The following is a 20,075-nucleotide window of genomic DNA, read 5'->3' on the forward strand; positions in this document are numbered from 1 at the left end:
CGGCCCGCTCACGGGGCCTCGCGCCGCGCGCCGAGGAGATGGGGAAGATGGCTCTGCAGCACGTAGATGAGCAGCGCCGTCGACCAGCCGAACATCATGATGCCGCTGCCGGCCGCCATCGGGCCCAGCAGGCGGGTGCGGGTGGCCTGCAGCACGTCGCCATAGCCGAGCGTCGTGTAGTTGACGAAGGCCGAGTAGTAGGCGTCGCCCGGGTTCGAGACCAGGCCGAGATAGCCGTAGACCCCGCCCCAGATGCCGACCTCGATGAGGTGCGCGCTGAGCAGGATGACGTTCGCCGTGAGCAGGGCGAAGGTGACGCGCGCATGCGGAAATTTCCACAAGGCCTTCTCGAACGGGCGGGTGAGCGCGAGCAGGGTGAGGGTGGCGCTCAGATGCACCAGCATCACCGCGACGTTCACGGCGACGCCTGTAATCAGCTCGTCCATCATGGGATCAGTTCCAGCGCGAATCGGCGGTGTTTAGCATGAGTGAGGCGGTTCACATTCGATTCCTCGATCGCGACGAAATTCAGCTCGCGTCGGATTGGGCGGCGGGGGAGGGCTGGAACCCGGGCCTCGCCGACGCTGCCTGTTTCGGCGCGGTCGACCCGCAGGGCTTCCTGGTCGCGGAGGTGGACGGCGCGCCGGCGGCGACGATCTCGGTGGTCAATTACGACGAGCGCTTCGCCTTTCTCGGCTTCTACATCGTGCGCCCGGAGCTGCGCGGGCGCGGCATCGGCTGGGCGCTCTGGCAGGCGGGTATCGCCCATGCGGGTGGGCGCACCATCGGGCTCGACGGCGTGCTGGCGCAGCAGGCCAATTATGCCCGGGTGGGCTTCACCTTCGCCTATCGCAACATCCGCTTTTCCGGCCCCGCCCCGCAGGAGGGCGCGGCGGCGGAGCGGTGCGTCGACCTGGCGGAAATCCCTTTCGCGGCGGTTGAGGCGAGCGACGCGGCGATCTTCCCGGCGGCGCGGCCGGCATTCCTGCGGGCCTGGATCGACACTCCCGGCCATGTCGGGCGGGCGCTGCTGCGCGAGGGTCGGCTCGCCGGCTGGGGCGTGGTGCGGCCGGCGCGCGAGGGCTGGAGGATCGGGCCGCTGGTGGCGGAGGACGAGGCGGCGGCCGAGGCTCTGTTCGCGGCGCTGGGCGCGGCGACGGGCGGGGGCACGATCGTGCTCGACGTTCCCGAGCCGAACGGCACGGCGATGGCGCTGGCGCGCCGGCACGGGCTGGCGCCGGTGTTCGAGACCGCGCGCATGTATACCGGCCCGATCCGCGAGGTGGCGCTGGAGCACCTGTTCGGCGTCACCAGCTTAGAGCTCGGCTAGGGCGGCGTCGAGCTCGCCGCGCGGCCGGGCGCCCAGATGGTGGCGATGGCGATGCCCGACAGCACGAGCGCGTAGCCGGCGGCATGGTAGAGATGGGGCACCTCGCCGAGGAATGCTATGGCGAGTGCCGAGCCGAACATCGGCATCAGGTGGAAGAACGGCGCCGCCCGGTTCGGGCCGATGAGCTGCACCCCCCGAATGAAGAACAGATAGGCGAGCACCGAGGGGAAGACCGCCACATAGGCGAAGGCGAGCAGCGCCGTGGTGTCGAGGACGAAGCCCTCGCCGAAGCTGCGCTCCACCGCGAAGGCCGGGGTGAGGAACAGGACGCCGAGGAGCAGCGTGGTGGTGAGGAAGCCGAGCTGCGACATGGCCGGCCGGCGCGCCAGCAGCGCGGAATAGATGCCGTAGACGATCATCGCCAGCAGCACCAGCACGTCGCCGCGGTTGAAGCGGATATGCACCAGCACGTCGAGATCGCCGCGGCAGACGATGGTGAGCACGCCCATCAGCGACAGGCTGATGCCGGCCGCCTGACCACCGGAGAGCCGCTCGCCGTTCAGCACCAGCGACCAGAAGGCGATCATCAGCGGGCCGGTGGACTGGATCAGCAGCGCATTGATCGCCGGCGTGAAATGCAGCGCGTAATAGGCGATCGTGTTGAACAGGGTGATGCCGGTGAGAGCCAGCACGGCCAGCAGCTTCCAGTGGCGCAGCACCAGTGGATAATCCTGGCGCAGCGCCCGCCAGGCGAAGGGCAGCAGGATGAGCGAGGCCAGCGCCCAGCGCATCCAGGCGAGCGTCACCGGCGGCACATGGCCGGCGACGTAGCGCCCGAGCACCAGATTGCCGGCCCAGAACAGCGAGACGAGCGTCAGCAGGAGATAGGGGGCGTCGAACAGGCGACGGAACATGGCGGGACCGCGGAAGGACCAGAAGGGTGCCGGCGATAGAGGTATCGATGGCCGGCCGATGGTCTAGTGCATTCCGGGCCGCGATGGACCACCGCGTCCAATGAATAAACTTCATGCTGCGCCGCACTGCGTTTATGGGGCGGTGCAGCGCGTTAGCGGGGGCGCCGTTCAGCCGGCGCGCGAGACCACGTGCAGGCGGGTGCCCCAGGGGTCGGCGATGCTGAAGCCGTGCGCGATCGGCGAGGGGCTCTCGCCGGCCGCGCGCAGGCGCTCGCTCGCGGCCTCCACCGCTTCGGCATCGGGCAGCACGATCTCGAAATGGGCGAGGCCGACGCTGTTGGCCGGCGCCGGGCCGCCGCCCCGGCTCTGCCAGATGTTCAGCCCGAGATGGTGGTGGTAGCGCCCGGCGCTGACGAACAGGGCGCCCGGATAGCGGTCGGTCGTCACCGCGAAGCCGAGGCGTTCCACATAGAAGCGGCGCGCACGGGTCAGGTCCGCGACCTGCAGGTGGACATGGCCGATCACCGTTCCCGCCGGCATCGGCGCCGCGATGTCGGCATCGGCCGGGAGCTCGGCGAGCAGGGAGCGCATGTCGAGCTGGTAGGTCGCCATCTCGACGGTCGCGCCGTCCCAGCGCCAGTCGCGCGGCGAACGGTCGCGATAGACCTCGATGCCGTTGCCGTCCGGGTCGTCGAGATAGAGCGCCTCGCTCACCAGATGGTCGGAGGCGCCGAGCCTGACGCCGCGCTCGATCAGACGCCGCAGCACCAGGGCTAGGGCGGGGCGGTCCGGCACCAGGATCGCGACATGGAACAGGCCGGTGGTGCCGCGCGGGCGCGGGCGGGCATTGGCGACCGGCTCCAACTCGATCAGCGTCTCGTCCCCTGCACCGAGCCGCACGACGCCGTCCGGCGCGGTGCCGAGCACGGTGAGGCCGAGCACGCCGCTGTAGAAGGCGGTGGAGCGGGCGGCATCGCTGACGCGCAGCCGAACCGCACCCATGCGCAGCGCATCGGGCAGGCTGGTAGGGCGTGTATCGGCGGCGGCGTCAGCGGCGTCTTGGGCGGTCGGCGGGGCGGAAAGGGGGGCGGTCATGGTCGTGTCCGGTGTGACGTTCCCCCTTAAAGTCATGGTGCGGCGCGGCGTGCGCAAGCGTCGGCTGCTTGCGGGCGCGCAATGTCGACCTGTCGCCGTCGCCGCGGGCGACATGACGCTGTCGTCATCCTGCTGCACGAGGCACAATTTCTTGCCTCGTTCCTGCGCATCCCTTAAGACGAAGCGGCCCCGGTCGGATCGTTTCGCCGGGGTTTTGTCTGCGCAAGCGGCGCCATGCGTGGCCCCTCGCGCGCAATCAGGAGCGTGGCTCAGTGGCGAATGTGGTCGTCGTCGGTTCCCAGTGGGGCGACGAGGGTAAGGGCAAGATTGTCGACTGGCTCAGTGAGCAGGCGGATGTGGTCGTGCGCTTCCAGGGCGGCCATAATGCCGGGCATACGCTCGTCGTCGGCAACACGACCTACAAGCTCTCGCTGCTGCCCTCGGGCCTGGTGCGCGGCGCGCGCCTGTCGGTGATCGGCAACGGCGTGGTGCTCGACCCCTGGGCGCTGGTGAGCGAGATCGAGCGAATCGGCGGGCAGGGCGTGGAAGTCACCCCCGAGCGCCTGCGCGTCGCCGACAATGTCGCGCTGATCCTGCCGCTGCACCGCGAGCTCGACGCCATCCGCGAGAACGCCGCTGCCTCCGGCACCAAGATCGGCACCACCAAGCGCGGCATCGGCCCCGCTTATGAGGACAAGGTGGGCCGGCGCGCCATCCGCCTGGTGGACCTCGCCTTCCCCGCCACGCTCGCGGGCAAGATCGAGCGGCTGCTCGCCCATCACAACCCGCTGCGGCGCGGGCTCGGCATCGACGAGGTCGACGCCGAGGCGCTGCGCGGCGAGCTGCTCGCCATCGCTCCCAGGGTGCTGCCCTTCATGGACCGCACCTGGTCGCTGCTCGACGACGAGCGCCGGCACGGCTCCAAGATCCTGTTCGAGGGTGCGCAAGGCGCGCTGCTCGACGTCGACCACGGCACCTATCCCTTCGTCACCTCGTCCAACACGGTGGCGGCGCAGGCGGCGACCGGCTCCGGCCTCGGGCCCGGCGCGGTGGACTATGTGCTCGGCATCACCAAGGCCTACACGACCCGCGTCGGCGAGGGGCCGTTCCCTTCCGAGCTGGAGGACGAGATCGGCCGGCGGATCGGCGAGCGCGGGCACGAATTCGGCACCGTCACCGGCCGCGCCCGTCGCTGCGGCTGGTTCGACGCGGTGCTGGTGCGCCAGACCGTGCGCACCTCGGGCATCAACGGCATCGCGCTGACCAAGCTCGATGTGCTCGACGGGTTCGATGAACTTAAAGTGTGCACCCGCTACCGCCTCGGCGGCGAGGAGATCGACTATTTTCCGGCCGGGCAGGACGCCCAGGCCGAAGTCGAACCCGTCTACGAGACCATCGAGGGCTGGAGCGAATCGACCGCCGGTGCCCGCTCCTGGGCGGATCTTCCGGCCGAGGCCGTCAAATATGTACGTCGCATCGAAGAACTCATCGGCTGCCCCGTGGCGTTGTTGTCCACGAGTCCGGAGCGCGATGATACGATCTTGGTGCAGAATCCCTTCGAATCGTGAACGGCAACTGATTCGCCGACCCTGATGGCCGATTATTATCCGCTTCTCGCACGCGCCATTGGCGGGCTCCCCAACAAGTCTGGGGACGCCCGGAAGGTGGTCTATGATCGCGCCCGGCGGGCGCTGCTGACGCAGCTGCGCGGTGCCGAGCCGCCGCTGACAGAGGACGACGTCGCGCGCGAGCAGCACGCGCTGGAAAACGCGATACGCCGGCTCGAAGCCGAGTATGGCGGGGCGCCCGCGCCCGAGGAGCCGCGGCGCGCGCCGCCTCCGCAGCCGGAGCCCGCGCCTGCCGCGCCACCTCCCGTCGCCACGCCGCCTGTCGCACCTCCTCCCGTCGCGCCCGCTCCCGCACCGTCGATGGCCGAGCCTCCCGCACGGGCGGAGCGGCCGGCGCCCTTCGCGCCGTCGCGTCCCGCCGCGCCGACGCCGATCGATCACGACGAGGAAGACCTCTACGCCGCCGCGCTCGGCGCGCCCTCGCCTCATCTCGGGGCCGAGCGGCGCTATCCCGCCGGCCGGTCCGGCGAGGATTTCGGCGGGCTGCGGCCGGAAGACGAGGTGCCGGTCGATACCGGGTCCGCGCCCCTCGGAGAGGACGCGGATCCCGCCGCGCCGGAGCCTGCCCGCCCGGCACGCGGGCGGCTGATCGCGATCGCAGCGGTGATCCTGCTGGTGATCGCGGGCGCCGTGGTGGGCTACACCCAGCGCAACACCATCATCGCGCTGATGGGGCGGGCCTCCGGCCAGCAGACGACCTCGGTCCCGGCCGACGCGCCGACCGCCGGCGCTTCCGCGCCCGAAGTCACCAAGTCGACCGACCGCATCGCCCAGGCGCCCGGCGGCAACGCGCCGAGCGCGACCTCTTCCTCCACGCCGTCGGCCGCGCCGTCCTCCTCGGCCCAGGGGACCGCCGCGCAGGGCCAGAGCCCGAGCGTCGCGGTGGCCCAGCGCGCCGTGCTGTTCGAGGAAAGCCCCGGCGGCGGCGAGCAGGGGCTGCAGCAATATGTCGGCACGGTGGTCTGGGACACCGAGAACTATTCGCCGGGGCAGGGGCTGGCGCCCGATGTCGGCATCCGCGCCACCATCACCATCCCCGACCGCAAGATGAAGGTGACGCTGCGCATCCGGCGTAACCAGGACGAGAGCATCCCCGCCTCGCACATCGTCGAGATCCAGTACGACCTGCCGCCGGACTTCGATCTCGGGGCGGTGGCGAATGTGCCCGGCATGCGGGCCAAGGCGGTGGAAGGCGCGTCCGGCGCGCCGCTGACCGGCATTTCGGTCAAGGTGGCGCCGGGCTACTTCCTGATCGGCCTGTCCTCGCTGCAGGCTGAGCGCCAGCGCAATCTCGGCCTGCTCATCACCCGCAACTGGCTCGACATCCCGACCGTGTTCGAGAACGGGCGGCGCGCCATTCTGGTGCTGGAGAAGGGCGTGCCGGGCGACCAGGCGTTCCGTACGGCGTTCTCCGCCTGGGGCCTGCCGCTGCCGCCGCCCTCCGAGCCGGCGAACTAAGGCGTTCCCAGAGAGGGAGGGGAGGGCGGTCTTCTGGCCCCGCCCGAACCTGATTCGCCGCAGGCTGGAGCGTCCGTTCTGGCGTCGCATTGTCCTATTAGGTGCGGCTTCGTCACGTGGGTTCCGGGCGCACCCCGACTTCCGATATTTCCGAGCTGTAGTGGCGTGGCTGCCGGAGCGATGCGTTCCGGGCGAACGAGTGCCGGTTCGGGGCCAATGTTACGCCCTCCGGACGCTGACGTTTTCAACTTGCCGGGTGGCGCGGTTCCCTTTTTGGCGGCGCGTTGCGTTATGAGGCAGGGCTGCGTCTCGTAGGCTCCGGGCCTACCCCGACTTCCAGTACTTCCGAGCGGAAGCAATGCCGGGGCAAGCGCTCCGGGGCTTCGCGCCCTTGCGCGCAGGCCGCTCGTCCAGGTTTGTCCCGGCGCGGGCAGTAAGCGCCGGCGCTGCATGCCCATCAAACGACATCTCAGGTCCGGCAGCGTCATTCCGCTGCCTTGATGGCGCCGGCCGGCGCCGCGTAGTCGCCCCGCGCATGCCATCGTCCACGCCGGAGCGCTGCCGCTATGCGCACGGCGCAGTGGCACGTCCTGATATTAGGTATACCAAATACCAGATACACAAACTAAGGTCCGGGCAGATACAGCTCGCGATCGGGGTCCTCGCATGTTCCAGACAGTGTTTCCTGTCCTCCCGCTTCTCATCATCTGCCATGCGTGGATGACTATCGTCTTTGTCGAGACGCTCGGCCGTGAGGAAGGTGCGGCGCTGCCGCCGGAATGCTACCCGGCCTGACACGGCGCCGGCCGACATGAAAAAAGCCCCGCGCCGGGTGGCGCGGGGCTTTTCTCGTTGGTGCGTGTCGCGTCGGGCGTCAGGCCGCGGCGCGCTTGTTGAGCACGTCGACCAGGGTCTTGCCCAGCCGCGCCGGGGAGGGGGAGACCACGATCCCGGCCTCTTCCATCGCCGCGATCTTGTCTTCCGCGCCGCCCTTGCCGCCGGAGATGATGGCGCCGGCATGGCCCATGCGGCGGCCGGGAGGGGCGGTACGGCCGGCGATGAAGCCCACCATCGGCTTCTTGCGCCCGCGCTTGGCCTCGTCCTTCAGGAACTGCGCCGCCTCTTCCTCGGCCGAGCCGCCGATCTCGCCGATCATGACGATCGATTCGGTGGCGTCGTCGGCCAGGAACAGCTCCAGCACGTCGATGAACTCGGTGCCCTTGACCGGGTCGCCGCCGATGCCGACCGCCGTGGTCTGGCCGAGGCCTTCCTGCGAGGTCTGGAACACCGCCTCATAGGTGAGGGTGCCCGAGCGCGAGACGATGCCGACATTGCCCTTCTTGAAGATGTTGGCAGGCATGATGCCGATCTTCGATTCGCCGGCGGTGACGATGCCCGGGCAGTTCGGCCCGATGAGGCGCGACTTCGAGCCGTCGAGCGCGCGCTTCACCTTCACCATGTCGAGCACCGGAATGCCTTCGGTGATGCAGACGATGAGCGGGATCTCGGCGGAGATGGCCTCGCAGATCGCGTCCGCCGCGCCCGGCGGCGGGACGTAGATCACCGAGGCGTCGGCACCGGTCTGCTCCTTGGCCTCGGCCACGGTGTCGAACACCGGCAGGCCGAGATGGGTCATGCCGCCCTTGCCCGGCGAGGTGCCGCCGACCACCTTCGAGCCATAGGCCAGGGCCTGCTCGGAGTGGAAGGTCCCGTTCTTGCCGGTGAAGCCCTGGGTGATGATCTTGGTGTCCTTGGTGATGAGAACCGACATCACGCAGCCTCCTTCACGGCCTTGACGATCTTCTGGGCGGCGTCGTCGAGATCGTCCGCCGGGATGACGTTCAGTCCGCTGTCGCGGATGATCTGCTTGCCTTCCTCGACATTGGTGCCCTCGAGGCGCACCACCAGCGGGACCTGGAGCCCGACCGCCTTCACCGCCGCGATCACGCCGCGGGCGATGACGTCGCACTTCATGATGCCGCCGAAGATGTTGACGAGGATGCCCTTCACCTGCGGGTCGGCGGTGATGATCTTGAACGCCGCCGTCACCTTCTCTTCCGTGGCGCCGCCGCCGACGTCGAGGAAGTTCGCCGGGCTCTCGCCGTAGAGCTTGATGATGTCCAGCGTCGCCATGGCGAGGCCGGCGCCGTTGACCATGCAGCCGATGGTGCCGTCGAGCGCGATATAGGCGAGGTCGTACTTGGAGGCCTCGATCTCCTTGGAGTCCTCCTCGGTCTCGTCGCGCAGCGCCATGATGTCGGCGTGGCGGTAGAGCGAGTTCGAATCGAAGGAGATCTTCGCGTCGAGGCACTTCAGCTCGCCGCCCTTGGTGACCACCAGCGGGTTGATCTCGAGCATCGCCATGTCCTTGGCGACGAAGGCCTTGTAGAGCTTCTCGACCAGGCTGCCCGCCTGCTTGGCGAGATCGCCGGACAGGCCGAGCGCCTTCGCCACGGTGCGCCCGTGATGGGGCATCACGCCGGTCGCGGGGTCGACGGAGAAGGTGTGGATCTTCTCCGGGGTCGAGTGGGCGACCTCCTCGATGTCCATGCCGCCCTCGGTCGAGACCACAAAGGCGACGCGGGAGGTGGCGCGGTCGACTAGCGCGGAGAGGTAGAACTCCTTGTCGATGTCGGAGCCTTCCTCGATGTAGACGCGGTTCACCTGCTTGCCGGCCGGGCCGGTCTGGACGGTCACCAGGGTCTTGCCGAGAATGAGCTTGGCGTTGTCGGCCGCCTCGGCGGCGGACTTGACGACGCGCACGCCACCCTTCTCGCCGGCCTCGGTCTCCTTGAACTTGCCCTTGCCGCGTCCGCCGGCGTGGATCTGGCTCTTCACCACCCACACCGGGCCGGCGATCTGCGCGGCCGCCGTCTCGGCCTCTGCCGCGGTCAGCACCGCCACGCCACTCGGCACCGGGACCCCGAATTCACGGAGCACTCCCTTGGCCTGATACTCATGGATATTCATTCGTCCCGCTCCTCCACAACCGTGCGGCCGGGAACGCGCATGGCACAGTGCGCGCCGCACGTTCCCCTCGATTGGCGTATCCTATTCCCCTATAGGCGCAACAGCGCCAAGACGCTACTGCACGAAAGTGTTGCTGAGCGTCCCGATGCCCTCGATCGCGATCTCGACCGCGTTGGAGGGTTCCTTCATCGTACCCACGCCGACCGAGGTGCCGCAGCAGATGACGTCGCCGGGATTGAGCGTCATGTCGTGCGAGATCCGGCTCACCAGCTGGCGGGCGGAGAACACCATGTCGCTGATGGGATAGTTCTGCCGCTCCTGCCCGTTCAGGATGGTGCGGACGACGAGGCTGGCCGGGTCGACATCGGTGGCGACGACGGGGCCGAAGGGTCCGAACCCGTCGAAGCTCTTGGCCCGCACCCACTGGGCGAAGGTGGCGTCCTTGTTGATGATGTCGGCGGCGGTGATGTCGTTCACGCAGGTGTAGCCGAAGATGCAGTCGCCCGCTTCCTCCTCCGACACGCCGGTCGCGGTCTTGCCGATGACGATGCCGAGCTCGCCCTCATAGACCACCTTGCCGTCATAGGACGGCGGCCGGCGCACGGTGGCGCCGGGGGTGGTGAGGCAGGAGCCGGCCTTCAGCAGGTACAGCGGATCGGCCGGAATCGGCGAATTCAGCTTGGCCGCGAGGGCGCGGAAATTGTTCCACAGAGCGATGATCTTGGTCGGCTCGGTGGGCGTGAGGAGCTCGACCTCGGAGAGCGCCACGCGCTCCCCGGTCGGCGTCGCGCCGTTGAACATGTTACCGCCGTGAACGACGATGGTGTCTCCCTCGAGCGTGCCGAAACCGACGGCGCCCGAGCGATTGTAGCGAACCCAATGTGCCATGTGTCGTCGACTCAGCTGTAGCAGCCGGCGATCTGCGCACGCTGGCGAACCAGCGAGAGCACGACGTCGATGGTCGGGGTCGGGATGCCGGCGAGGCGGCCCATTTCCTGGACCACGGTCACCAGCGGGTCGATCTCCATGGCGCGCGAGCGCTCCAGGTCCTGCAGCATCGAGGTCTTGTGCGCGCCGACCGCGCCCGCCCCGTCGATGCGCCGCTCCACGCCGACGCGGAAGTTGACGCCGGACTGCACCGCGATCTCCTGCGCCTCCAGCATCATCGCCTTGGCGACCGCGCGGGTGCCCGGATCGGAGGCGATGACGTCGAGCGTCGCATGGGTGAGGGCGCTGATCGGGTTGAAGCACAGGTTGCCCCACAGCTTCAGCCACAGCTCGTCGCGGATGTTCGGCATCACGGGCGCGCGCATGCCGCCGGCGGTGAACGCCTCGGACAGCTTGTTGACGCGATCGGTGATCTCGCCCGAGGGCTCGCCGAGCGGGAACTTGTCGCCATAGACGTGCTTGATCACGCCCGGCTCGATCACCTCGGTCGCCGGGTAGACGATGCAGCCGATGGCGCGCTCGGGGCGCAGGCCGTTCCACTGCTTCGCGCCGGGGTCGATGCTCTCGAGCGTCTTACCTTCGAGCTGGTCGCCATGCTTGTAGTAGTACCAGTACGGCACGCCGTTGACGGCGGTGACGACGGCGGTGTCGTTGCCGAGCAGCGGCTGCATCAGGTCGACCACGCCCGGCACCTGGTGCGCCTTCAGCGCCACGATCACGTAGTCCTGGGGACCGAAGTCGGCCGGGTTGTCCGAGCAGGGAATGTGCTCGACCCGCTCCTCGTCGTCGATGAGCAGCTTCAGGCCGTTGCTGCGCATGGCCTCGAGATGGGCTCCGCGCGCGATCAGGCTGACGTCGACGCCCGCCCGCTTGAGCTGAACACCGACATAGCCACCGATGGCGCCGGCACCATAGATGCAGACCTTCATTGGACTCCCTCCTGCCCGTAGCGCCCCCGCGGCGCACGGAACTTGTTTGGTATTTTGTATGCCATGATTGGGGAGAATGAGCCCCGCGTCAAGGCCGATCTGTCGGGCGTGATAATACGTCGCGCATGTTAAGCCGCATCCGAGGCAGAGCCGGGCGTGTTTGCGACGTGTGACCTAAGTTACGTCGGCAACCGGCGGTTTGTCCACGGTGTATAGGGCAGAACAATTGTCTCCCGGCGTGCGCAAAAGACTACCGGGGCGCCTGGTTCCACTACAGGGGAAGCATTGCTTACTGGTCTTCAAAAACACTTCGGGGGCGCTTGGCGCCCCCGAATCTAATTTGCATTCATTATTCAGTCAGCAGTCGTCGATCGCCTCAGGCGTCGGGCATGACGGTGTGGTTGGCCATCATCTCCAGCGCCTTGACCAGCGCCGAGTGGTCCCACGCCGCCCCGCCATTGGCCGCGCAGGCCGAGAACAGCTGCTGCGCCACCGCGGTCGCGGGAAGCGCCATCTGCAGCTGGCGCGCCCCGTTCAGCGCCAGGTTCAGGTCCTTCTGGTGCAGCTCGATCCGGAAACCGGGGTCGAAGGTCCGCTTCACCATCCGCTCGCCATGCACCTCGAGGATGCGCGAATTGGCGAAGCCCCCCATCAGCGCCTGGCGCACCTTGGCCGGGTCCGCACCCGCCTTGGAGGCGAACAGCAGCGCCTCGCCCACCGCCTGGATGGTCAGCGCCACGATGATCTGGTTCGCCACCTTGGTGGTCTGACCGTCGCCGTTACCGCCCACCAGCGTGATGTTCTTGCCCATCTTCTCGAACAGCGGCTTCACCGTCTCGAACGCCTTGTCCGGCCCGCCGACCATGATGGTCAGCGAGGCCGCCTTGGCCCCGACCTCGCCGCCCGACACCGGCGCGTCGAGATAGTCGCAGCCGAGCGCGTTGACCTTCTTCGCGTATTCCTTGGTCTCGACCGGGGCGATCGACGACATGTCGACCACGATCTTGCCCGCCGACAGGCCGGCGGCGATGCCGCCCTCGCCGAACAGCGCCGCCCCCACATGCGGGGTGTCGGGCACCATGATGATGATGATGTCGGCGTTCGACGCCACCTCGGTCCCGTTGGCGCAGGCGATGCCGCCCTTGCCTGTCAGGTCCGCCGGGACCGGCTTGATGTCGTACAGATAAAGCGTGTGGCCCGCGTCGATCAGGTGACCCGCCATCGGCGCGCCCATGATCCCGAGACCTACAAATCCAACCTTCGCCATCGTTTCGTCCTCGCTTCCTAGACTGTGTTTCTTGACCGTCGCGGCCTCACGCCGCGCCGGTGAGCGTCTTCAGCCAGCCGAGACCGGCCGCCGTGTCGCCCTTCGGCTTGTACTCGCACCCGACCCAGCCGGCGTAGCCGATGGAATCGAGGTAGCGGAACAGGAACTCGTAGTTGATCTCGCCCGTGCCCGGCTCGTTGCGGCCCGGATTGTCGGCGAGCTGGATATGCGCGATCTGCGGCAGGTTGGCCTCGATCGTCCGGGCGAGGTCACCTTCCATGATCTGCATGTGATAGATGTCGTACTGGATGTAGAGGTTGTCCGAGCCGACCTCGTCGATGATCGCCTTGGCCTGCTTCGTGTAGTTGAGGAAGAAGCCCGGGATGTCGCGGGTGTTGATCGGCTCGATCAGCAGCTTCAGGCCGGCGTCCTTGATCTTCGGTGCGGCGAACTTCAGGTTGTTCACGAAGGTGTTGTGCAGCACCTCGCGATCGGCCCCGGCGGGGACGATGCCGGCGAGAATGTTCACCTGCGGGCAGCCGAGCGCGGTCGCGTAGGTGATCGCCTTGTCGACGCCGGCGCGGAACTCGTCCACACGCTCGGGCAGGATGGCGATGCCGCGCTCGCCCGCGCCCCAGTCACCCGCGGGCAGGTTGTGCAGCACCTGCTTCAGGCCGTTGGCCTTCAGGCGGGAGACGAGGTCCTCGACCGAGAAATCGTACGGGAAGAGGTACTCGACACCGGAAAAGCCGGCTTCGGCAGCCTTCTCGAACCGGTCGAGGAAGGGCACCTCGTTGAACAGCATGGTGAGATTGGCGGCAAAACGGGGCATGGACCGCTCCTAGGCATGGACAGATTTTCTGGGCGGGAGGCGCGTCCCGAAGCGGGGCGCGCCCCGGCGGCTTGGGCGCGCTCGCCTGCCGATCGCAGGAAAGCGCACCGAGCATAAGGGGGCGGATCGGAATCCGCATCCCGAAGCTGGAAGGGGCGGGCGCCCGCGGCTCACGCGCCGGTCGGGCGCCGGCAGATCAGCGCCAGCCGGTCAGGCGCCTGCCTTGGCACCGTCGAGCGGAAGGTCGAGGACCTCCTCGAACTCGTTGACGTTGTCGATCTCGGTGCCCATGGCGATGTTGGTGACGCGCTCGAGGATGAACTCCATCACCACCGGCACCTGGTGCTCCTTCATCAGCGCCTTGGCGCGGGTGAAGGCGTCCTTGAACTCGTTGGGCGAGGAGACGCGCACCGCCTTGCAGCCGAGGCCTTCGGCCACCGCGACATGGTCGACGCCGTAGCCCGCATTCTCCACCGCGTTGACGTTGTCGAAGGCGAGCGAGACCTCGAAGTCCATGTTGAAGCCGCGCTGGGCCTGGCGGATCAGGCCGAGATAGGAGTTGTTCACGACCACGTGGAGATAGGGCAGCTTGTGCTGGGCGCCGACCGCGAGCTCCTCGATGAGGAACTGGAAGTCGTAGTCGCCCGACAGCGCCACGATCTCGGCATCCGGGTCCGCCGCGCGCACGCCGAGCGCCGCCGGCAGGGTCCAGCCGAGCGGGCCGGCCTGGCCGCAATTGATCCAGTTGCGCGGCTTGTAGACGTGCAGCATCTGCGCGCCGGCGATCTGGCTGAGGCCGATGGTCGAGACGTAGCGGGTGTCGCGGCCGAACGCCTCGTTCATCTCCTCATAGACGCGCTGCGGCTTCAGCGGCACGTTGTCGAAATGCGTCTTGCGCAGCATGGTCTTCTTGCGCTCGAGGCATTCGGCGGCCCAGGCGGAGCGGTCCTTCAGCTTGCCGGCGGCCTTGTATTCCTTCGCCACCTCGATGAAGAGCTCGAGCGCGGCGCCCGCGTCCGAGACGATGCCGAGGTCCGGCCCGAAGACGCGGCCGATCTGGGTCGGCTCGATGTCGACGTGAATGAAGGTGCGGCCCTTGGTGTAGACGTCGATCGAGCCGGTGTGGCGGTTCGCCCAGCGGTTGCCGATGCCGAACACGAAGTCCGAGGCCAGCATGTTCGCATTGCCGTAGCGGTGCGAGGTCTGGAGCCCGCACATGCCGGCCATCAGGTCGTGGTCGTCCGGGATCGTGCCCCAGCCCATCAGGGTCGGGATGACCGGCACGCCGGTGATCTCGGCGAACTCGACCAGCTTGTCGGAGGCATCGGCATTGATGATGCCGCCGCCCGCGACGATCAGCGGCTTCTCCGCCGCGTTCAGCATGGCGAGGGCCTTCTCGGCCTGCTTGCGCGAGGCCTTCGGCTTGTAGACCGGCAGCGGCTCGTAGGTGTCCTCGTCGAACTCGATCTCGGCCATCTGCACGTCGATCGGCAGGTCGATCAACACCGGGCCCGGGCGGCCCGAGCGCATGACGTGGAACGCCTGCTGGAACACCTGCGGCACCAGCGCCGGCTCGCGCACCAGCACTGCCCACTTGGCGATCGGCTTGGCGATCGACTCGATGTCCACCGCCTGGAAGTCTTCCTTGTAGAGGCGCGCGCGCGGCGCCTGGCCGGTGATGCACAGGATCGGGATCGAATCGGCGGCGGCCGAGTAGAGGCCGGTGATCATGTCGGTGCCGGCCGGGCCCGAGGTGCCGATGCACACGCCGATATTGCCGGCCTTGGCGCGGGTGTAGCCCTCGGCCATGTGGGAGGCCGCCTCGACGTGGCGGGCCAGCACGTGCCGGGTCTTCCCGTAGGCGCGCATAGCGGAATAAAGCGGATTGATCGCGGCGCCGGGCACGCCGAAGGCGGTGGTCACGCCTTCCTTTTCGAGGACCCGTATCGCTGCATCGACGGCACGCATCTTGGCCATGGCATTTCCTCCTGGCGTCATCGCCGGCGAGGGCATCCCCTTCGGTTCAGGGGCGGCGTGCCCGGCACCGGACTTCAGGCTTGTTCAAAATCTCCGGTCTCGGCGGCCGCGCGAAGCGCATGGCGCCGGAACGGCAGCATGCAACGCAGCATCATTCTTCCCGCACTGCGGAAAGAATTTCCGAAATCGGGGGAAACATGCCACGCCCGCCGCATTCCCGCAATACGGGATGTATTTCTGATTTGCGAAAAAGCGGAGGATGCGCCTTTATGCTAGGGCGAGGGCGGCGCCGGAGGGTGCGATAACCGCCGAGGCCAATATGGATGCCCGCATCGACGCCTCGGCCGAGGCCAGGACGATGGCGGCACGGAACCCGGGAGGAGGCGAGGTTGGGAGGTGACATGCGGATGACGGACGCCGTCACGGTCACGCGCCGCCGCGGCCGGCCCTCCAGTTCCGGAGGGACCGAGACCGGTGGCGAAGTGCAGTCGCTCGACCGCGCCATCGCCCTTCTGGAGGTGCTTGCGCTTTCCGACGGCATGACGCTGAGCGAAGTAGCGCGCGCGGCGGAATTGCCAACCTCGACCGTGCATCGTCTGTTGACCACGCTGGAGCGGCGCGGGCTGGTGGGGCACGATCCGGCCACCGGCCAGTGGATGGTCGGGCTCGGCCTGTTCCGCATCGGCTCGGCCTATCTGCGCATCCGCAAGCTGCCGGAGATCGCGCGCGGATTGCTGCGCGAGCTGTCGCACGGCGTGAACGAGACGGTGAACCTGTCGCTGATCGACGGGCCGCACCTCATCTGCGTGGCGCAGATGGAAAGCCACGCGGCGGTGCGCGCCTTCTTCCGCATCGGCGGCGACCTGCCGATCCACGCCTCGGGCGGCGGCAAGGCGATCCTCGCGGCGATGAACCCGGAGGCGCGGCGAGCCTGGCTGGGCGGCGACCAGCTCCAGCGCTTCACCGAGCACACCCATGTGAGCCGGCGCGCGCTCCAGGCCGACCTCGCGACGATTGCCGAGCGCGGCTACTCGATCGACGACGAGGAGCATACGCCGGGCATGCGCTGCGTGGCGGCGGCGGTGCTGGACGAATGGCGCGAGCCGGTGGGGGCGATCTCGATCTCGGCGCCGACCGTGCGCATGCCGCCCGAGCGCATCGCCGATCTCGGCCGCCAGGTCCGCGAGGCCGCACAGCGTCTGACGACGCGCTATTCGGGGCTGTGAGCGGATCCGTCGCGGCCGGCGCTCTCGTTTCGAACGATCGGCCTAGGGCCCGGATCGGCGGGCGGGCAGGGCAAGGGCGGACCTCGCAAGAGCTTTGGCACGAACGGCGCTCGGCCGGATAGCGCCCGCGCATCTTCAGCCGTCTTACTTCAGGCAAAAAAATGCCGGCACCCCGCTCTCCGAGTGTGCCGGCACCAGTCGCCTAGGAGGAACCGAACGTTGGGAAATGACCCTTCGTCCTGCTCCGGGAGGCTCGTAGGCCAACCCGTCGGCCGGCGGTTCGTTCCGCCATTCGGGCCGGGTGGCCGATAGGGGCCGCGGCAGGGCCGCGGGGGAGGGCGACGCGCTGGACGCGCCGCCCGGACGCCGGACGGATCAGACCGCCTTGGCGTCGTGCATCGCGGAGATCTCTTCCTGCGAGTAGCCGAGCTGGGCGAGCACCTCGTTGGTGTGCTGGCCGAGCAGCGGCGAGGCAGTGATGTCGACCTCGACGTCGGAGAACTTGATCGGCGAACCGACCGTCAGGTACTTGCCGAGCTTGGGGTGCTCGACCTCGACCACGGTGCCGCTCTTGCGCAGCGACGGGTCGTTGGCGATCTCCTTCATCGACAGCACCGGCGCGCAGGGGATGTCGAACTTGCGCAGGATGTCGATGGCCTCGAACTTGGTCTTGTCGGCAAGCCAGCCCTCGATGAAGGCGAAGATGTCGAAGATCTTGTCCTGGCGCGCCTCGGCGGTGTTATAGGCCGGGTCGTCGATCCACTCGGGCTTGCCCAGCGCCTTACAGATCGGCGCCCAGGCGTGGCCCTGGATGGTGAAGTAGATGTAGGCGTTCGGGTCGGTCTCCCAGCCCTTGCACTTCAGCACCCAGCCCGGCTGGCCGCCGCCGCCCGCGTTGCCGCCGCGCGGCACCACGTCCGAGAACTCGCCGTGCGGGTACTGCGGGTACTCCTCGAGGTAGCCGAGGGCGTCGAGGCGCTGCTGGTCGCGCAGCTTCACGCGGCACAGGTTCAGCACCGAATCCTGCATCGACACGGCAACCTTCTGGCCCTTGCCGGACTTGAGCTTCGCGTGCAGCGCCGTGAGGATGCCGATCGCGAGGTGCATGCCGGTGTTGGAGTCGCCGAGAGCGGCGGCCGACACGGTCGGCGGGCCGTCCCAGAAGCCGGTGGTGGAGGCCGCGCCGCCCGCGCACTGCGCGACGTTCTCGTAGACCTTCAGGTCTTCATAGGCGTGGCCTTCCGAGAAGCCCTTCACCGAGGCGAGGATCATGCCCGGGTTCAGCTTCTGGATGTTCTCCCAGGAGAAGCCCATGCGGTCGAGCGCGCCGGGGCCGAAATTCTCGACCATGACATCCGAGTCCTGGATGAGCTTGGTCAGGACTTCCTTGCCCTGCGGGGTCTTGGTGTCGAGCGTCAGCGAGCGCTTGTTGGAATTCAGCATGGTGAAGTAGAGCGCGTCGGCATCCTTCACATGGCGCAGCTGCGAGCGCGTGACGTCGCCGGCGCCGGGGCGCTCGACCTTGATCACATCGGCGCCGAACCAGGCGAGAAGCTGCGTGCAGGCAGGACCAGCCTGAACGTGCGTGAAATCGATGATCTTAATACCTTCGAGGGGCTTAGACATCTCGGTCGACTTCCCTTTTAAGCGTTAACAGTCCGACGGAGGCTCACCCTGCCGCCGGAAAGTGTACTCCCGGCCCTCTTGGTCGGGACTACTTCCTTCTCCCCAAACCCGCGACCCTGAATGGGCTACGGGTAACTCCCAGGTGGTGATTCGACTTCGGAAATATTCACGACTTCTTTTCGCTCACCCTGGCCTCACACCCCGCCGGATGCCGGCGCAACACGCGCTTCCCGGTCCGGCGGACTGTCTCGTCACGGGCTGCCGGCGCGAGAGCGCGGTGCCCGCTTCGTCTCGGGAAAGGCGGGCGCGATCGGCCGCGTCCGCTCTTCCTGTTCCGTCCCGGCACGCGCTTCGTCCGCCTGCCGTCTCCCGTGCCGCTCGGCGCTCGTGCCGGCCTGCCGTTCCGCGGTGGCGCCGCCGCCGGCGCCGGAACGGTCAGGCCGCGCTCGCGCGCCGTCGCCTGCACGGGGATGCCGGCACCGAAGCGCCGGCACCGAAACTCATTCCGCGGCGAGGCGGACCGGAAGGCCCACGGCGCCGGAGGCCTTGACCTCGCTGATCCGGCCCTCGTCGAAGCCGAGCACCTGCGCGAGGATCTCCTCAGTGTGCTCGCCCAGCAGCGGCGAGCGCGCGACCTGTACGTCGTTGTCCGACAGCTTGATCGGATTGCCGACCGTCAGGTAGGTGCCGCGGGTGGGGTGATCGATCGAGACCAGCGTGCCGCTCGCATAGAGCGACTCGTCCTCCGCGATCTCCTTCATCGAGAGCACCGGCCCGCAGGGGATGTCGAGTTCGTTGAGGATCTCCATCGCCTCGAACTTGGTGTGGGCCATGGTCCACGCCTCGATGCGGGTGAAGATCTCGTTGAGGTGCGGCAGGCGCGCGGCCGGCGTTGCGTAATTGGGGTCGGTCTTCCACTCGGGTTCGTGGATGACGTCGCAGATCTTCTCCCAGACCGGGGCCTGGGTGATGAAATAGATGTAGGCGTTGGGATCGTGCTCCCAACCCTTGCAGCGCAGGATCCGGCCCGGCTGGCCGCCGCCGGAATCGTTGCCCGCGCGCGGCACGGCGTCGCCGAAGGGAATGCCTTCGCCGAACTGGCTGTATTCGCGCAGTGGTCCACGCTCGAGGCGCTGCTGGTCGCGCAGCTTGACGCGGCAGAAGTTCAGCACCGCGTCCTGCATCGCGCACAGCACCTTCTGGCCGCGGCCGGTCAGGGTGCGCTGATAGAGGGCGGTGACGATGCCGAGCGCCAGATGCAGGCCGGTGCCGGAATCGCCGATCTGGGCGGCCGTCACGAGCGGCAGGCCATCACGGAAGCCGGTGGTCGAGGCCGAGCCGCCGGTGCACTGGGCGACGTTCTCATAGACCTTGCAATCCTCGAACGGGCCGGGGCCGAAGCCCTTCACGGAGGCGAGGATGATGCGCGGATTGAGCTCCTGGATGCGCTCCCAGGAGAAGCCCATGCGGTCGAGGGCGCCGGGGGCGAAGTTCTCCACCATCACGTCGCAGCTCTTCACCAGCTCCTCGAGGACCTTCTTGCCCTCGGGATTCTTGGTGTCGAGCGTGATCGAGCGCTTGTTGGAGTTCAGCATGGTGAAGTAGAGGCTGTCCGCGTTCGGAACGTCGCGGAGCTGGGCGCGGGTGACGTCACCCTCGCCCGGGCGCTCTACCTTGATGACGTCGGCGCCGAACCACGCCAGAAGCTGGGTGCAGGTCGGTCCCGACTGAACATGAGTGAAATCGAGGACGCGAACGCCGTCCAATGCCTTGCCCATAAGGTTTCCTCTCGAAGTACTCGGCGTTTTTTACGCCGTTGTTTTTCTCGTCTTGAGGGGATGGCGGGCGGGGATCTCCCCACCCGCCGGTTTGTCG

The 20,075-nt window shown here is 68.0% G+C and carries 17 protein-coding genes; 5 read left to right on the top strand and 12 right to left on the bottom strand.

The genetic code is table 11. From position 1 onward, the window contains the following. Positions 1-8 precede the first annotated feature (8 nt). Positions 9-449, bottom strand: a complete 441-nt coding sequence (locus NVS83_RS16235) for an ion channel (protein ID WP_258734789.1) — start codon at positions 447-449, stop codon at positions 9-11. A 35-nt stretch (positions 450-484) separates the two neighbouring features. Between NVS83_RS16235 and NVS83_RS16240 the strand changes: the two genes are divergently transcribed. Further along, positions 485-1,330: a GNAT family N-acetyltransferase gene (locus NVS83_RS16240; RefSeq protein ID WP_258740252.1), complete on the top strand. Its 846-nt coding sequence runs from the start codon at positions 485-487 to the stop codon at positions 1,328-1,330. Here NVS83_RS16240 and NVS83_RS16245 read toward each other — a convergent pair. After that, positions 1,327-2,244, bottom strand: a complete 918-nt coding sequence (locus tag NVS83_RS16245; RefSeq protein WP_258740253.1) for a DMT family transporter — start codon at positions 2,242-2,244, stop codon at positions 1,327-1,329. The two genes, NVS83_RS16240 and NVS83_RS16245, sit on opposite strands and share 4 nt — an antisense overlap. 168 nt (positions 2,245-2,412) lie before the next feature. Then, complete coding sequence (locus NVS83_RS16250; protein WP_258740254.1) at positions 2,413-3,339, bottom strand: VOC family protein; 927 nt, start codon at positions 3,337-3,339, stop codon at positions 2,413-2,415. A gap of 272 nt (positions 3,340-3,611) precedes the next feature. Here NVS83_RS16250 and NVS83_RS16255 point away from each other — a divergent pair, with 272 nt between their 5' ends. The 3 genes from NVS83_RS16255 (at position 3,612) to NVS83_RS16265 (ending at position 7,220) form a co-directional block, all read left to right on the top strand. Then, positions 3,612-4,907: an adenylosuccinate synthase gene (locus NVS83_RS16255; protein ID WP_258740255.1), complete on the top strand. Its 1,296-nt coding sequence runs from the start codon at positions 3,612-3,614 to the stop codon at positions 4,905-4,907. A 96-nt stretch (positions 4,908-5,003) separates the two neighbouring features. Further along, complete coding sequence (locus NVS83_RS16260) at positions 5,004-6,425, top strand: hypothetical protein (RefSeq protein WP_258740256.1); 1,422 nt, start codon at positions 5,004-5,006, stop codon at positions 6,423-6,425. Between the two features lie 666 nt (positions 6,426-7,091). Next, complete coding sequence (locus NVS83_RS16265; RefSeq protein WP_258734795.1) at positions 7,092-7,220, top strand: hypothetical protein; 129 nt, start codon at positions 7,092-7,094, stop codon at positions 7,218-7,220. A gap of 79 nt (positions 7,221-7,299) precedes the next feature. On the opposite strand, the gene sucD is transcribed toward NVS83_RS16265, so the two are convergent. The 7 genes from sucD to gcl all read right to left on the bottom strand — a co-directional run bounded on the left by sucD (position 7,300) and on the right by gcl (position 15,348). Then, entirely contained in the window at positions 7,300-8,196 is an 897-nt protein-coding gene (gene sucD / locus NVS83_RS16270) for a succinate--CoA ligase subunit alpha (protein WP_258734796.1), read from the bottom strand. Then, positions 8,196-9,395 carry an ADP-forming succinate--CoA ligase subunit beta gene (sucC, locus tag NVS83_RS16275; protein WP_258734797.1) on the bottom strand — a complete coding sequence of 400 codons (1,200 nt, stop codon included), beginning with the start codon at positions 9,393-9,395 and terminating at the stop codon, positions 8,196-8,198. Before sucC ends, sucD begins: the two co-directional genes overlap by 1 nt. 114 nt (positions 9,396-9,509) lie before the next feature. Continuing rightward, the gene (locus NVS83_RS16280; RefSeq protein ID WP_258740257.1) at positions 9,510-10,283 is read right to left on the bottom strand and encodes a fumarylacetoacetate hydrolase family protein; all 774 of its coding nucleotides are present in this window, start codon (positions 10,281-10,283) and stop codon (positions 9,510-9,512) included. 11 nt (positions 10,284-10,294) lie between these two features. Further along, entirely contained in the window at positions 10,295-11,272 is a 978-nt protein-coding gene (locus NVS83_RS16285) for a 2-dehydropantoate 2-reductase (RefSeq protein ID WP_258734799.1), read from the bottom strand. 376 nt (positions 11,273-11,648) lie between these two features. After that, complete coding sequence (locus NVS83_RS16290; protein WP_258735094.1) at positions 11,649-12,539, bottom strand: 2-hydroxy-3-oxopropionate reductase; 891 nt, start codon at positions 12,537-12,539, stop codon at positions 11,649-11,651. Between the two features lie 46 nt (positions 12,540-12,585). Continuing rightward, positions 12,586-13,371, bottom strand: coding sequence for a hydroxypyruvate isomerase (hyi, locus tag NVS83_RS16295; protein WP_258740258.1), 786 nt, complete (start codon positions 13,369-13,371; stop codon positions 12,586-12,588). A gap of 210 nt (positions 13,372-13,581) precedes the next feature. Then, entirely contained in the window at positions 13,582-15,348 is a 1,767-nt protein-coding gene (gcl, locus tag NVS83_RS16300; protein ID WP_258740259.1) for a glyoxylate carboligase, read from the bottom strand. Between the two features lie 401 nt (positions 15,349-15,749). Here gcl and NVS83_RS16305 point away from each other — a divergent pair, with 401 nt between their 5' ends. Further along, positions 15,750-16,574: an IclR family transcriptional regulator gene (locus tag NVS83_RS16305; protein ID WP_258740260.1), complete on the top strand. Its 825-nt coding sequence runs from the start codon at positions 15,750-15,752 to the stop codon at positions 16,572-16,574. 375 nt (positions 16,575-16,949) lie between these two features. Here NVS83_RS16305 and frc (NVS83_RS16310) read toward each other — a convergent pair whose 3' ends face one another. Beyond that, positions 16,950-18,200, bottom strand: coding sequence for a formyl-CoA transferase (gene frc, locus NVS83_RS16310; protein WP_258734629.1), 1,251 nt, complete (start codon positions 18,198-18,200; stop codon positions 16,950-16,952). A gap of 500 nt (positions 18,201-18,700) precedes the next feature. Further along, a complete protein-coding gene (frc, locus tag NVS83_RS16315) occupies positions 18,701-19,978 on the bottom strand; it encodes a formyl-CoA transferase (protein WP_258740261.1) in 1,278 nt (425 codons plus the stop codon). Positions 19,979-20,075 lie beyond the last annotated feature (97 nt).

Source organism: Ancylobacter mangrovi (genome assembly GCF_024752335.1).
GTDB lineage: Bacteria > Pseudomonadota > Alphaproteobacteria > Rhizobiales > Xanthobacteraceae > Ancylobacter > Ancylobacter mangrovi.